Source organism: Labilibaculum sp. K2S, assembly GCF_030372765.1.
Taxonomy (GTDB): domain Bacteria; phylum Bacteroidota; class Bacteroidia; order Bacteroidales; family Marinifilaceae; genus Labilibaculum.
In genome coordinates this window covers 186,283-200,133 of record NZ_JAUCMW010000002.1, presented here as the reverse complement: position 1 = coordinate 200,133, position 13,851 = coordinate 186,283, and the positions used below count along the sequence as shown (strand labels likewise).

Below are 13,851 nucleotides of genomic sequence, written 5' to 3'. Positions count from 1 at the left end.
CACATCTTCATGTTTGAATTAATCCGAACAGTTTTCCTTCGGACTATCTGTTCTAATTCAGTAAATTATAGGGTATCGTATCCAGCTTTATTTTTGTTAGCAAGCAGATAAATATAGTTAATCAGAATTAAAATAAACTCTTTAAGGCTTTGAAACAAACTTAGTCAGTTCAGATATCAGTAAGTCAGTATCAAAAATATCCTGATGATAAATAATTTTGCCTTCTCGATTGACTAAAAATGCGTGAAATTGGCGATCCAGATACTTAATAAGGTCAACACTGTTGTCTATGCTCTCTATTTCGATGTATTCATGTGAGGAATCAGCAGCAGGCCGCCACTGTTTCCATTTTTTTGTTCCTTTAACAGGAAGCAGATTGTAAGATGAATTTCGAATAAGGCTTACCAGTTCAATCCCATTTTCTTTACAGTTGACCTGTAATTGATCCAAAGCCTGATAATTCGGTTCATTTTTATCCGGAGTCCAGGCTCTCCAGATATAAAATAAGTAATACTGAGCTTTCCGGTCTGCAAAATTGTATTTTTGCCCTTTAAGTGTAATGGAGCTAAAGTCAGGGAATTCGTTTCTGGTGAAAATCTGCTCAATTGTTTCAACACGTTTGTTTAAATTTCTCACATAAATTCCGTTTGGATTGGCTATGTTAAGAGTTTTTAAGTAGTTTTTCACATCGTCTAAACTGCATTTGGCGCCAAAATATTCCTGAAAAATTAAATAGGATACAACAGGAGAAGATGCATAATTGTGAAAATATTCTTTCTTGAATTTATTTAGTCTTTTGTACTCTGCAAGCAGCATTTTCTTTTTAATTGAATCGGAATTTACTTCCGGTAAATCAAGATCATTGGCTATTTTTAATTTTTGCTGATTGTTCTTCTGCAATTTATCTTGAAAATCTTCGTATCGGTTTTGAGCTTTGGAGCCAGTGAGTTTTTTGATCAGGAAATTATGTTTAAACTCATCTTTATGAACCAATAGATTCATTTTGGATGGAGATATGAAAATTTTTGCCCGTCTGTTTTTAGATAATCCGAGTTGTCCAGCAAATGCGTGATCCGTTTTTCCTGTAAATTGGAATTCACCGTTTTTTGTAATTACAGAGTCAAGAAGAATTACATTTTCTCCGGTTTCCTGATAAAGAAACAGAGTTTCGTTCTGAATTCCTCCTATCATTCCTGTTAGTACAAATTCTTTTTCTTGAGAGTAAGTGTTTAAAATACTGATTGATAGGAATAAAAATGTAACAAATAATTTTTTCATAGTACAATCACTTTATCTAAAATTCGCTATAAATAGTCTGAGTTTGAATCTTCAATTTTTGCAAAGGGAGCAACTGCTCGATTGTAAATTCCTTGAACGTAGGCGATTGCCATTCCGTAATTTGTGACAGGTATTCCGGCATCTATGGCAGGTTGCAGACGATTACCCAATTGTTTTGGGGTAATCATACATCCGCCACATTGAATCAAAAGAGCGTAATCCGATATTTCTCCCGGGATTTCATCCAAACCTGCAATTACCACGAATTCCAGTTTCTTACCGGTAAAGTTAGAAATCCAACGAGGAATTTTCACTCTTCCAATATCGTCACAAGAGCTGTGATGAGTGCAGCTTTCCAGTAATATAATTTTGTCGCCATCAACCAGTTTGGATATTTTTGGTGTTCCTTTTAAGTATGCATTAAAATTTCCTTTAAAATGTGCCAGCATAATACTGAAACTTGTTAATGGAATATCAGAAGGAATGGAAGCTCCGGCTTTTAAAAATACCTGACTATCGGTGACAACCAGCTTTGGTTTAATTCCTGTTTTTCGTAAAAACGCGTCTATTTCCCGCTCTTTTAAAACAATACACACGGCATCATTATCCAAAATATCTCTTATTGCCTGAACTTGCGGTAAAATCAATCTGCCTTCAGGGGCTTCAATATCAATTGGAGTTATTAAAAGAATGATGTCGCCGTATGAGATCAAATCACCTAAGAGAGAAGGGGTCGTATAAGCCGATTCAGGAATTGTTGTTTTTATACTTTTAACGATAGGTTCGATATTGGCTTTGCAATTGGAAAAATGAAGAATGTCCTTTGATCCGTACTGTTTCAATAAATCAGTTGTTTGCTGATTCAAAAGCTCAATATCTTCTTTGTTGTGCACCGCTATGAACAGAACATTTTGTTTGTTGAATTTATCGATAAGCCCCAGTTCAAAATCACCAAAAGTATTTTGAGCGATTACAAGAACAGCAAGATCTATGATTTTTATGATCTGATTGGTTTTTGTGATCCGCTTTTCTCCCAACTCACCGGTATCATCAATTCCTGCCGTGTCAATCAGAATAACCGGGCCAAATCCGGTAATTTCAAAAGACTTTTTTACCGGATCAGTTGTTGTTCCTGCAACATCCGAAACAATTGCAATATCTTGTCCGGCCAAAAAATTGATGAGAGTACTTTTCCCATTGTTTCTTCTTCCAAAAATTCCAATATGAGGACGTCTTTCTCTTCCCATTGTTTTTCAGTTATCAGTAATCGGTTATCTGTTCAGAGTTTCTCCAATACGAAATCCCATTTTTAGCAATTCTTCCGGCAGAATTAGTTTGTTCAGTAATTCTTCCGTAACTAAATTTAGTTTGGTATTTGCTTCTCGAATTGATATTTGGTTGGTTTTCATTTCTTTGGCAAGCTTGGTTGCCTGATGATAGCCAATGTAAGGTGATAAAGCTGTTGCTATAGATGGATTTTTCAGGATACTTTCTTCGAGAGGATTGGTTTTTATTTCCAATTTCCGAAACAAATTCCTGACCAGACTGTTGTTGGCTGCAATCAGTAGTTTAATGCTGTCAAGTAAAGCATGACCAATTGAAGGTAAATAAGCATTTAATTCCAGACAGCCCTGTCCTGAAAGATTACTAATCATCAGATCGTTAGCGTAAACTTTATGAGCAACACTGATCACAAATTCAGGAATTACCGGATTTATTTTCCCGGGCATAATGGAACTGCCGACCTGTTTTTGTGGCAAATATACTTCCCGGTTCACAAATAAATCAGATCCCAGTAAACGGAGATCGGAAACCATTTTCTCCAAATTCACAGCATGAGCTTTTAGCGTAGCATGAACTTCAACAAAAGAATCCAGGTTTGCGGTCGCATCCGATAAATTCTCTGATCGGGTAATAGGTAGACCTGTTAATTTTTGAAGATTTGGAACCACTTCCATAATGAAAAATCGTGGAATGGATAAGCCTGTTCCAATGGCTCCGCCACCTAAATTAACTTCTTTTATCCGTTCGAAGCATTTCGAAACTCTCCACCAATCTCTCGAAAGAGCATTGTTATAAGTGCTGAATAATTTATCGTAAGAGGAAGGAACTGCCGCTTGCATTTGTGTATAAGCTTGTCGCAATACATTTCGGTGTTTGCTTTCAGTCTTTTCCACTTCCATACGAAGCGTGTTGATTGATTCTTCCAGTTCTTGTAAGAGACGAATACTCGCTACTTTTAAAGAAGTGGGAATAACATCATTCGTGGACTGGAATACGTTGGCGTGTTCAAAAGGATCAATATCATGGTATGATCCTGCAGGTTTTCCCATTTTTTGAAGAGCCCGGTTGGAAATTATTTCGTTTACATTCATGTTGATGCTTGTACCGGCACCCCCTTGAATTGCAGGGATTATAAAATGTTCAAAATGTTTTCCCTCATTAATTTCAATCGAGACATTTTCTAATTCTTCAATTAATTGAGATTCGATCAATTGAAAGGGGAATTGCTCATTTGGAAACTTGTTCTGTATCGCTTTTAAAAAGCTTGAATAAGTTTTGTAACAAGCTTGTTTTACGATGCCAATGGCCATAAACCACTCTTTGTGAAAAGCAGTTTGGTCGGGGAAATTTTCTTTGGCCCGAAGAGAATGAATTCCCCAAAGAGCATCTTTTGGAATTTCCCTTTGTCCTATAAAATCAGATTCGGTTCTCATGATCAGCTTGAAGATTTGGTATAGGATTTTACATCCTCTACCGAAATTCTTTCCTGGCCTAGAATGATCAATCGTTCAATTATATTTCTGAATTCACGTATGTTTCCGGTATAGTTAATTTTTTGCAATTCTTTGATTGCTTCATCATCAATACTTTTTTGAGGCACACCCATTTCGTCGCAGATTGTTTCAATAAAATGATTTGCCAGCAGCGGTATATCTTCGGTTCTGTCGTTTAAAGGTGGCACAGATATCAAGATAACGCTCAATCGATGATATAAATCTTCCCGAAAATTGTTGTTCTCAATTTCTACAGCTAAATTTTTATTTGTGGCAGCAATAACTCTAACGTTTACCTTTATCTCTTTATCTCCACCTACGCGGGTAACTCTGTTTTCCTGTAAAGCACGTAGAACTTTTGCTTGCGCAGATAAGCTCATATCACCAATCTCATCTAAAAAAAGAGTGCCGCCGTCGGCCAATTCGAATTTACCTTTACGTTGCTTAATTGCCGAAGTAAATGATCCTTTTTCGTGACCGAAAAGTTCTCTTTCTATTAATTCTGAAGGAATGGCCGCACAGTTCACTTCAATAAACGGACATTTAGAACGGTTGCTTTGTTCATGAATACGGTGAGCGACCAATTCTTTGCCAGTTCCGTTTGAACCGGTAATCAGAACTCTGGCATCGGTTGGAGCAACCTTGTCAATCATACTATTAACTGATTCCAGTACTCCTGAAGACCCAATCATTTCATATTTCTTACTGACTTTTCGCTTCAGAACCTTGGTTTCTGTAATCAGTTTTGATTTGTCCATAGCATTTCGAATCGTGATCAAAATACGATTCAAATCCAAGGGTTTCTCAAGAAAATCAAAAGCTCCTTTTTTAATGGATTCTACTGCAGTATCAATATTTCCATGTCCCGAAATCATGATAACAGGAATATCTAATCCAAGCTCTTGTATTTTTTCAAGAACTTCAATTCCATCCATTTGTGGCATTTTTATGTCGCACAAAACAACATCAAATTCATCTGATTTAGCCAATTCAATTCCTTCAAGGCCATTTTCGGCAAGACTTATTTCATAATCTTCGTAACTCAGTATTTCTTTCAAAGTGTTACGAATACTTTTCTCGTCGTCGATGATCAGAATTTTTGACATGCTTATTTTTTTTGTTCTGTAATTATGTCTTCGTCAGAAGGGCTGCTGTTTTTTTCAATAAACTCAAAAAGAGCACCCTCTTTTAGTGCAAAAGAAGATTGGAATAATTTACTAATTCCTGATTCTTTAATCAGATAATTAATGAAGATACTGGCGATAACAATCAGCTCAACACGAACAGGATCCATTCCCGGCATTTGTTCTCTTTCTTCAAGACTCGAAGCCAAAAATAATTGGTGCAATTTGAAAAAATCTTTTAGTTTAATTTCAAAATGTGTTGCTGGAAAGACATTTAGTTCAGGACTCTTAGCTACCAATACTTGTTTGAATGTGTCGAATGATCCGGAAGAACCGATTAATGTTTTTACAGAGTGGATGTCCAGAGCTTCAAATAAATCAGTCATCTGAGATTTGAGATACTCTTCAATATCCCTTATCATATTTTTGTTAATAGGATCTGTAGGATTGAATTTCTCCAATAAACGAGTCATTCCTAAAGGATAACTGTTTTTCCAAAATATCTTTTCATTATTTGCAATTATAATCTCGTTACTGCCACCACCAATATCAAGAATTGCTACAACTTCATGATTTAATTCAATGGCTTTTTTTGTTCCTGAAAAAATCAAATCGGCTTCTCTGTCTCCCGAAATAATTTCGATATTGACATGGTATTTTTCTTCAATTAATTTTACAAATTCGTTACCATTCTCGGCAGATCTAATTGCAGAGGTGGCAAATGCAAGGGTTTTTGATACTTCAAATTGATTCGATATTTCTGTTATCGTATCAAAGGCATTTTTAGCTCTTTCAATTGCTTCATCAGTAATTATATTATTGTTGATGCCGCCTTTCCCTATTTTTGTTGCGTATTTTGAACGGTTCAGAATTTTTGGGATTCCGGTTTCATCCCATTCTGCAACAAGCAAATTAAATGTATTCGTTCCTAAATCTATTACAGAAATTCGCATGAATTACTATTTGGTTGAGTTAATTGTCTGATTTGCTAGTGTTTCCTGAAAAAACTATTTAACTTTTCAAGATTCAATTTGAAACCGAAGATAGTAAAAACTTTGTTCTCGGCTTGCAATTTTTGATTGGCTTATTGCGATGAATAAGTTTTTTTAACGTTTAAGGATTCTCCAAAGATCATGCCTGTTATCTATTTGTAAAAAATGCCTCATAAAATGAGGCATTTACAAAGGTCATTATTTGTTTCTTTCTAATTATGATAGCGAAGCCATTTCCAAATTTCTTTGTAGGAAACTTTTTTTCCATACATTAAAATTCCGGTTCTATATATTTTTGCTGCAATCCAGGTAACAAAAAGGAAAGTTCCGATTAGTGTTACCATAGAGAGTAACAATTCCCATACCGGAACTCCATATGGAATTCTAACAAGCATCACTATCGGAGAGGTTAATGGGATAATTGATCCCCAAAAGGCAAGACTACCTTCCGGATTTTTTGCAACAGCAAAACCGATATACATAGCCAATATCAGAGGAATCGTTATGGGAAGCATGAATTGCTGTGTTTCAGTTTCATTATCAACTGCACTGCCAACGGCGGCAAAAAGTGCAGAATATAATAAATAGCCGCCAAGGAAAAAGAAGACAAATGCACCAAGAATTCCGGCAACATATCCAAAGTCAAAAGTACCCAGTAAATCCTGAGCCATTTTTAATTGGTCAGCATTTAATGAAGCGGCACCCTGAGGCAATTCCGAAAGAGTTTTAGCTTGCTGTAACGAATCCATATCAACACCTGGCAATACTACTGCAGTACCAATAGTGATAATTATGCCGGAAAGAATTACCCACATAATGAATTGAGTTAATCCAACCATGGCAACACCAACTATTTTTCCCATCATCAGTTGAAATGGTTTTACCGATGAAATGATTACCTCAACAATTCGATTGCTTTTTTCTTCGATTACCCCGCGCATTACCTGCACACCATACAGAAAGATGAACATGTATATAATGAAGCTGGAAATAAATCCAATGGCCATTGCAATTTCCGTAGAGCTTTGTTTTACTTCTCCGCCTTCACCAAATTTGATGGTTTTCATGGAAATAGGAGTTCTGGTTGCAGCCAGTTTCTCTTCTAAATCGGGCATATTAGCCTGAGCAATAATTTTTGATCGTTTAATTTGCTCGATATGATCTCGAAGTTGTGAACCTGCTTCCGATTTTACCTCCATTGTTACCTGTTTGTAAGAGAATAATTCTGCCGTTTTGCTCTCCAAAATATTTTCGGGAATCAGCAGAATTGCATAGTAGTCTTTCTCTTCCATTTGAGCTTTAGCATCTTCAAAACTAGTATTGTTTAAGTATTTGAAGGTGGTGAAGTCCTTGGATTGTACCGGTTCAACTAATTGCGATTCATTAATCACAGCAATAGTTCTGCTCTCAGTATCGTCTTTAAGCATCATCCAAATCATGAATGCATAAATACCGGCTATTAACACAGGGGTTAAAAAGGTTAAAATGAGGAATGATCTTTTCTTTACTCGGGAAAGATATTCTCTTTTTATAATGATGAAAATTTTATTCATTTTTAAAGGTGTTTCGGGTTAGATTTTTTTGTTTTCATTCACAACGCGAATGAAGATGTCATTCATACTGGGAATGATTTCGCTAAAGGAAACGATGTTTAAATAGGGGAGTAATTGTGCCAATAACTCATTGGATGTAGAACCATTATTTAATTTTACGGTAAGAGTGTTGTGCTCAACTCCTTTTTGTTGCTCAACAATTTCAAAATCCGATTTTAGAACTTGCTCCAGTTTGTCAAATTCACCGGTATAAGTTAGTTCATAAGTATTGGTTCTATACTTCTTTTTGATCTGGTCAACCGGTCCGTCCAGTATTTTTTCCGATTTGTTGATCAATGCAATGTGGTCACAAATTTCTTCAACAGATCCCATATTGTGTGTAGAGAAGATGATGGTTGCTCCCTTGTCGCGAAGCTCCAGAATCTCTTTTTTAAGCAGATTGGTGTTGATAGGATCGAAACCACTAAATGGTTCGTCGAAGATCAGTAATTCGGGTTCATGCAGAATGGTAACAATAAACTGTATTTTTTGTTGCATTCCTTTCGAGAGCTCTTCAACTTTTTTATCCCACCATTGAAGAATATCAAACTTATCGAACCAAACCTTTAGCTTTTTTGTCGCTTCCTTTTGGCTCATTCCTTTCAGTTGAGCCAGGTAAACAGCCTGTTCTCCAACCTTCATTTTTTTATACAAACCTCTTTCTTCAGGAAGGTATCCAATTCGGGTAATATCATTGGGAACTAAAGGATTCCCATTAAATAAAACCACTCCTGAGTCGGGGCCGGTTATTTGGTTTATAATTCGGATTAAGGTCGTTTTTCCTGCACCATTTGGTCCCAGAAGACCGAAAATACTTCCTTTTGGAACGGAGATACTTACTTTATTTAAAGCTTTGTGCCCTGCGTACTGTTTAACGATGTCTTTTGCTTCGAAAAATGCCATGTATATTTTGGTTTGGTGACACTAAAATTTCAATTGGAAACTAAAGTAATCAATTTAGAGAAATCCAACATATAAAATCGATGTAAAGAAGATTGGACAGGTTTTTAATTTGGTTTTGTACGATGTAATTTATAACTGATTGCTTTGATCAAAGTCAGATAAATATTCGGATATGATTTGGTTGTGTTTAACTCATAAATTTCCCTTTTCGGATAGGAATTTTTCCCGTTGATTAAGGATGGTTCTCACTTTTAGAGGGAAATTTCTTCTTTTAACACAGCAACTTGCCTATGGCGAAAGGAATATTCCCACACTGAGAGGGAATCATGCTACTGATTTGGAGAAACTTGCCTCTCCAGACAGAATGCATGCCTTATCATATAGAATGATTGCTGAGGAAAGAGTGGCGCTGAACTCTCGAAACAGGATTCCCGCAACCTGAAGCAGAAAGTTTGCTGTTTTGTTCATGAATTTGCTCTTCGGGTTTGCAATTTGGGTAGATGAAAAAAGAGATCACCTGGTATTGGATGATCTCTTTCTTTATGGATTCTATATCTTAATTCTTAATCGAAAAAGTTCTTCACTTTTTTGAAAAAGCTTTTTTCATGAGCCGTAGGCTTAGGCGTAAAACTTTCAGAGGTTTGCAATTTCTCTAAAATTTTCTTTTCGTCTTTGGAAATGGAGTTCGGTATCCAAACATTAATTTTAACCAGTAAATCTCCTCTACCGTATCCATTAATATCAGGCAAACCTTTGCCTCTTAATCGAAGAATTTTTCCAGATTGAGTACCTGCATCAATTTTCACTTTCACCTTGTTTTCAATTGTAGGAATCTCAACAGCAGTGCCTAATATCGAGTCAGGAATACTAATAAACAGATTGTATAAAAGATCGTTTTCATCCCGAATTAATTCCGGATGCTCTTCTTCATGAACAAGAATTAATAAATCACCATTTACTCCACCCCGGCGGGCAGCATTTCCTCTTCCGCTAACCGACAGCTGCATTCCTTCGGCTACTCCGGCAGGAATATTGATTGTGATTACCTCTTCATCCTGTACAATTCCTTCTCCGGCACAACGGGTACACTTATTGGTGATAATTTTTCCTTCACCACCACAAGTCGGACAAGTTGAAGCTGTTTGCATCTGACCCAAAATTGTATTCTGAATTCGGGTTACCTGACCAGAACCATGACAGGTAGAACAAGTAGAAAATGACGATCCGTCTTTTGCTCCTGAACCTTTACAGGATTTACATTCAACCTGCTTTTTAACCTTTATTTTCTTTTCAACACCTTCTGCAATTTCCTTTAATGTCAGCTTAACCTTTACTCTCAGGTTACTGCCACGGTTTACTCTTCTTGAGCTACGGCCGCCACCGCCAAATCCACCGCCAAAGAAAGAGCCGCCACCGCCACCAAAGATGTCGCCAAAATGAGAGAAAATATCTTCCATGTTCATTCCACCACCACCGAAACCACCTCCGGCTGAACCGCTCATTCCCGAATGACCAAATTGGTCGTATCGCTGACGTTTTTCAGGATTACTTAAAACTTCATAGGCTTCAGCTGCTTCTTTAAAACTTTCTTCAGCTTCTTTGTTATCCGGATTTTTATCCGGGTGAAACTGAATGGCTTTTTTACGGTATGCTTTTTTTAATTCGGCTTCCGAGGCTGACTTGGAAACTCCCAACACTTCATAATAATCTCTTTTTGACATCTTTTCTCCGCTTATATTTTGAATTTCCTTATTCTCCTACAACAACTTTGGCAAAACGAATTACCTTGTCGTGAAGGAAATATCCTTTTTCAACACAGTCAACAACTTTTCCTTTCAGCTCCTTGGTTGGAGCAGGGATTTTAGTAATTGCTTCGTGGATGTCGGTATCAAAAGCCTGATTTACTGCTTCAATTTCTTTCACTCCATTTTGAGTGACAAATTCTCTGAAATTGCCATAAATTAAATGAACACCATCTTTTATCGCATCGATGTCTTTTGCTGCATCGATTGATTGCAAGGCGCGTTCAAAGTTATCCATTACAGGAAGAATGTTGATAAGAATTTTTTCTCCGCCCGATTTGGTCAGTTCCATCTTCTCTTTTAAAGTTCTTTTACGATAGTTGTCAAATTCAGCTGACAAACGTACATACTTGTCACTAATATCCTGAAGTTGGATTGTTAATTCAGCAAGTTCATCTGTTTTTTTTTCTTTCGCAGATTTCTTGGTTTTCTTGGTTTCCTTATTTTCTTCAATCTTTGACTCTTCCTTTTCGAAGGTCTCTTCTACTGTTTGGTTTTCAGTAGTTTCTATATCTTTGTCTTTCAATTCTTCTTTGTTTGATTTGCTTTTATCTTTTGTCATTTTTCAATGATTTTTATCGTTTTAGTTTTTATTACCCGGCAATAAATACAAATAGTCTGCCAATGTGCTGCCTTCCGACAAATTGGCACAAAGATAGAATTTGTAATTATAAGTTTTCATTTTTATTTTTTTTGCAAAATGAGGGTGCCTTATTGTATGTTGTGATTATTAATCGATAAGCCTATGTTGGGAGTTTTGTGTCCTACTACTCCAAAATGTAGCATTATTCAAATAAATTGTTCGAAATTCTTTCGGAAATCTTATATTTAGGTTTTAGGCTGTTAAATAAGAGTGCGATAATAACCGAAAATTTGCCAGGATGAAAATTGTAATTGATAATGATGATTTTTGTATTCGAGTATACTCTAATGTAGCGTATCTTAAGGTTATGGGAATGCAGGACGTGGAGGCTGCTTATTTTTTTTCCAGTGCAATTGATCAAATGTTGGAAGAGTATTCTTACAAAGACCTGGCGTCTGTTTGCGATTTGAGCGATATAATTATATCATCACCTGAAATAGCTTTAATAATAAATAATGCAATTCGTAAGCTCACCTGTAAATTAAAGTATAAGTATAATGCAGTGATTGTTAGTCCTAAGTTTGGACAAATTGTAAGAGCGTATGTCTTTTCTTTTTATTTAAGGGATACAAATTTAAAGACACATGTATTTAGTCGGGAGGATAAAGCTATTAAGTGGATTGAAAGTAAAGGCTTCTGTGTTGAAGAGATTAAGATGTTTTTAATGACATATCAGGATTAAAAAACGCCATTCAAATTCATGAATGGCGCATTATATATCATAGAGATTATTACTTTTTTTGATAGTATTGAAGAATTAATTCTAATTTTTCACCTCTTAGGTTTTTCGCTAGTATAATTCCATTCCCATCAATTAAAAAATTGGACGGGATTGAGTTAATGCCAAATTTGTTGGATGTAGGAGAGTGCCACCCCTTAAGTTCACTAACGTGATAATCCCAGTCAAGTTTATCTTTAGCTACTGCCGCTTTCCAGTTTGCTTGTTTGGTATCAAGAGAAAAACTATAAATTGTAAAGCCTTTTCCATTTTTAAAACTGGCGTCTTTAAATTTATTGTATGCGTCTACAATTCTAGGGTTTTCTGCACGACAGGGAGGACACCATGAAGCCCAAAAATCAACTAAAACCAATTTGCCTTCCAATGAACTTAATTTTATGTCGTTTCCAGCGATTGATTTTGCTGTAATATCCGGTAATTTATCACCAATTTCATAGCCTTCTTTTATATTTTTTCCTTCAGCAGATTTTAACGTCCCAGCAAATGCGGATAAAGAAAAAAGAAAGGAGAATAATATCAAGCTTAATTTTATTTTTTTCATAATTCATAATTTTAACTGTAACTAACAATTTCTATTCCTCTAAATTAATTAGATATCCTTATTTAAAATGTTAATAAATAGTTAATTACTGATTCTTTTTATGCTGGCACCAATTGCATTCAATCGCAGGTCAATGTTTTCGTAACCTCTGTCTATCTGATCTATATTATGAATTGTACTTTTTCCATCGGCAGAAAGTGCAGCAATAAGAAGGGCAACACCTGCTCTGATATCCGGAGAAACCATGGTTGTTGGTCGTAAACCCTGTCTTTGATTTAAACCAATAACAGTAGCTCTGTGCGGATCGCAAAGAATGATCTGAGCTCCCATGTCGATTAGTTTATCCGTAAAGAACAAACGACTTTCGAACATTTTTTGATGAATTAATACACTCCCTTTTGCTTGGGTTGCTACAACAAGAAATACACTTAGTAAATCCGGAGTAAGCCCTGGCCAGGGAGCATCTGCAATCGTAAGAATTGAACCGTCGATAAAGGTTTCAATTTGATAATTTTCCTGCTTTGGAATGTAAATATCGTCGCCTCTTAATTCCATTTTCACACCTAAGCGTTTAAATGCACCAGGAATCATCCCTAGTTCGTGGTAGGCAACATCTTTTATTGTAATTTCGGATTTAGTCATTACCGCAAGTCCAATAAAACTGCCTATTTCAATCATATCCGGAAGAATTCTATGCTCACATCCACATAAAGAGGTAACTCCTTCAATCGATAAAAGATTCGAACCAACACCGTTTATTTTTGCACCCATCGATATCAGCATTTTACACAATTGCTGTATGTAAGGTTCACAGGCCGCGTTGTATATTGTTGTTGTGCCTTTGGCCATTACTGCAGCCATAATAATGTTTGCAGTTCCGGTAACTGAGGCTTCGTCGAGGAGTAAATAGCAGCCTTTTAATTCTTTGGCTTCAACACGATAGAAATTTTCATCCTGATTAAAATTGAATTTGGCACCTAATTTTTCAAAGCCTAAAAAGTGTGTGTCCAGACGTCGTCTTCCGATTTTGTCTCCTCCCGGGCGAGGAATATATCCTTTGCCAAATCGTGCCAATAAAGGGCCGATAATCATTATTGACCCTCTTAATGACGATCCCTTGCTTGCGAATTCAGGAGAATTTAGATAGTCAAGATTAATATTTTTTGCTTCGAAAGAATAAGTGTTTTTAGATTCCTGACTAACGTTAACTCCAAGTTCCGACAGCAATTCGATTAACTTATTAACATCGAGTATGTTTGGTATGTTGTGGATGGTTACCTTTTCTTCAGTTAAAAGAGTGGCGCATAAAATCTGAAGGGCTTCATTTTTTGCCCCTTGCGGGGTTAATTCTCCCTTTAACGATTTACCTCCAATAATTTCGAAAGTGCTCATTGGTTGCTATTTTTATTGTGTATAAAGGTTAAAGATAATTATAAAAAACGTTTGGAAAAGAGAATGCA

12 protein-coding genes are annotated in these 13,851 nt (G+C 36.2%); 1 reads left to right on the top strand and 11 read right to left on the bottom strand.

The genetic code is table 11. The features are described 5' to 3' along the window. Window positions 1-141 precede the first annotated feature (141 nt). The 9 genes from QUH73_RS03845 to QUH73_RS03805 form a co-directional block, all read right to left on the bottom strand. A complete protein-coding gene (locus QUH73_RS03845; RefSeq protein ID WP_289529141.1) occupies window positions 142-1,278 on the bottom strand; it encodes a DUF4369 domain-containing protein in 1,137 nt (378 codons plus the stop codon). Window positions 1,279-1,304: 26 nt separating this feature from the next. Next, window positions 1,305-2,525, bottom strand: a complete 1,221-nt coding sequence (gene hydF / locus QUH73_RS03840; protein ID WP_289529140.1) for a [FeFe] hydrogenase H-cluster maturation GTPase HydF — start codon at window positions 2,523-2,525, stop codon at window positions 1,305-1,307. Window positions 2,526-2,549: 24 nt separating this feature from the next. Beyond that, entirely contained in the window at window positions 2,550-3,995 is a 1,446-nt protein-coding gene (locus QUH73_RS03835) for a lyase family protein (RefSeq protein ID WP_289529139.1), read from the bottom strand. A gap of 2 nt (window positions 3,996-3,997) precedes the next feature. Beyond that, window positions 3,998-5,161, bottom strand: coding sequence for a sigma-54-dependent transcriptional regulator (locus tag QUH73_RS03830; RefSeq protein ID WP_289529138.1), 1,164 nt, complete (start codon window positions 5,159-5,161; stop codon window positions 3,998-4,000). 2 nt (window positions 5,162-5,163) lie between these two features. Continuing rightward, window positions 5,164-6,132, bottom strand: a complete 969-nt coding sequence (locus QUH73_RS03825; protein ID WP_289529137.1) for a Ppx/GppA phosphatase family protein — start codon at window positions 6,130-6,132, stop codon at window positions 5,164-5,166. 251 nt (window positions 6,133-6,383) lie between these two features. Next, window positions 6,384-7,724 (bottom strand): ABC transporter permease, encoded by a 1,341-nt coding sequence (locus QUH73_RS03820; protein ID WP_289529136.1) that lies wholly within the window; start codon window positions 7,722-7,724, stop codon window positions 6,384-6,386. 18 nt (window positions 7,725-7,742) lie between these two features. Beyond that, entirely contained in the window at window positions 7,743-8,666 is a 924-nt protein-coding gene (locus tag QUH73_RS03815) for an ABC transporter ATP-binding protein (RefSeq protein ID WP_289529135.1), read from the bottom strand. 563 nt (window positions 8,667-9,229) lie between these two features. Then, on the bottom strand, window positions 9,230-10,387 hold the full coding sequence (gene dnaJ / locus QUH73_RS03810) for a molecular chaperone DnaJ (protein WP_289529134.1): 1,158 nt from the start codon (window positions 10,385-10,387) through the stop codon (window positions 9,230-9,232). A 28-nt stretch (window positions 10,388-10,415) separates the two neighbouring features. Beyond that, window positions 10,416-11,030, bottom strand: coding sequence for a nucleotide exchange factor GrpE (locus QUH73_RS03805; RefSeq protein WP_289529133.1), 615 nt, complete (start codon window positions 11,028-11,030; stop codon window positions 10,416-10,418). A gap of 319 nt (window positions 11,031-11,349) precedes the next feature. Here QUH73_RS03805 and QUH73_RS03800 point away from each other — a divergent pair, with 319 nt between their 5' ends. Further along, on the top strand, window positions 11,350-11,793 hold the full coding sequence (locus QUH73_RS03800) for a hypothetical protein (RefSeq protein WP_289529132.1): 444 nt from the start codon (window positions 11,350-11,352) through the stop codon (window positions 11,791-11,793). Between the two features lie 49 nt (window positions 11,794-11,842). Here the strand turns inward: QUH73_RS03800 and QUH73_RS03795 are convergent, their stop codons facing one another. Together QUH73_RS03795 and murA are read right to left on the bottom strand one after the other, a co-directional pair. Further along, complete coding sequence (locus tag QUH73_RS03795) at window positions 11,843-12,391, bottom strand: peroxiredoxin family protein (RefSeq protein ID WP_289529131.1); 549 nt, start codon at window positions 12,389-12,391, stop codon at window positions 11,843-11,845. An 81-nt stretch (window positions 12,392-12,472) separates the two neighbouring features. Then, window positions 12,473-13,783, bottom strand: coding sequence for a UDP-N-acetylglucosamine 1-carboxyvinyltransferase (gene murA, locus QUH73_RS03790; protein WP_289529130.1), 1,311 nt, complete (start codon window positions 13,781-13,783; stop codon window positions 12,473-12,475). Between the last annotated feature and the right edge of the window lie 68 nt (window positions 13,784-13,851).

What these genes read in the sequence shown, in the direction of transcription:
- QUH73_RS03800 (WP_289529132.1), top strand. Translation starts at nt 11,350, where the DNA reads ATGAAAATTGTAATTGATAATGATGATTTTTGTATTCGAGTATACTCT.
- QUH73_RS03835 (WP_289529139.1), bottom strand. Translation starts at nt 3,995, where the DNA reads ATGAGAACCGAATCTGATTTTATAGGACAAAGGGAAATTCCAAAAGAT.
- hydF (WP_289529140.1), bottom strand. Translation starts at nt 2,525, where the DNA reads ATGGGAAGAGAAAGACGTCCTCATATTGGAATTTTTGGAAGAAGAAAC.
- QUH73_RS03795 (WP_289529131.1), bottom strand. Translation starts at nt 12,391, where the DNA reads ATGAAAAAAATAAAATTAAGCTTGATATTATTCTCCTTTCTTTTTTCT.
- dnaJ (WP_289529134.1), bottom strand. Translation starts at nt 10,387, where the DNA reads ATGTCAAAAAGAGATTATTATGAAGTGTTGGGAGTTTCCAAGTCAGCC.
- QUH73_RS03820 (WP_289529136.1), bottom strand. Translation starts at nt 7,724, where the DNA reads ATGAATAAAATTTTCATCATTATAAAAAGAGAATATCTTTCCCGAGTA.
- QUH73_RS03830 (WP_289529138.1), bottom strand. Translation starts at nt 5,161, where the DNA reads ATGTCAAAAATTCTGATCATCGACGACGAGAAAAGTATTCGTAACACT.
- QUH73_RS03825 (WP_289529137.1), bottom strand. Translation starts at nt 6,132, where the DNA reads ATGCGAATTTCTGTAATAGATTTAGGAACGAATACATTTAATTTGCTT.
- QUH73_RS03815 (WP_289529135.1), bottom strand. Translation starts at nt 8,666, where the DNA reads ATGGCATTTTTCGAAGCAAAAGACATCGTTAAACAGTACGCAGGGCAC.
- QUH73_RS03845 (WP_289529141.1), bottom strand. Translation starts at nt 1,278, where the DNA reads ATGAAAAAATTATTTGTTACATTTTTATTCCTATCAATCAGTATTTTA.
- murA (WP_289529130.1), bottom strand. Translation starts at nt 13,783, where the DNA reads ATGAGCACTTTCGAAATTATTGGAGGTAAATCGTTAAAGGGAGAATTA.
- QUH73_RS03805 (WP_289529133.1), bottom strand. Translation starts at nt 11,030, where the DNA reads ATGACAAAAGATAAAAGCAAATCAAACAAAGAAGAATTGAAAGACAAA.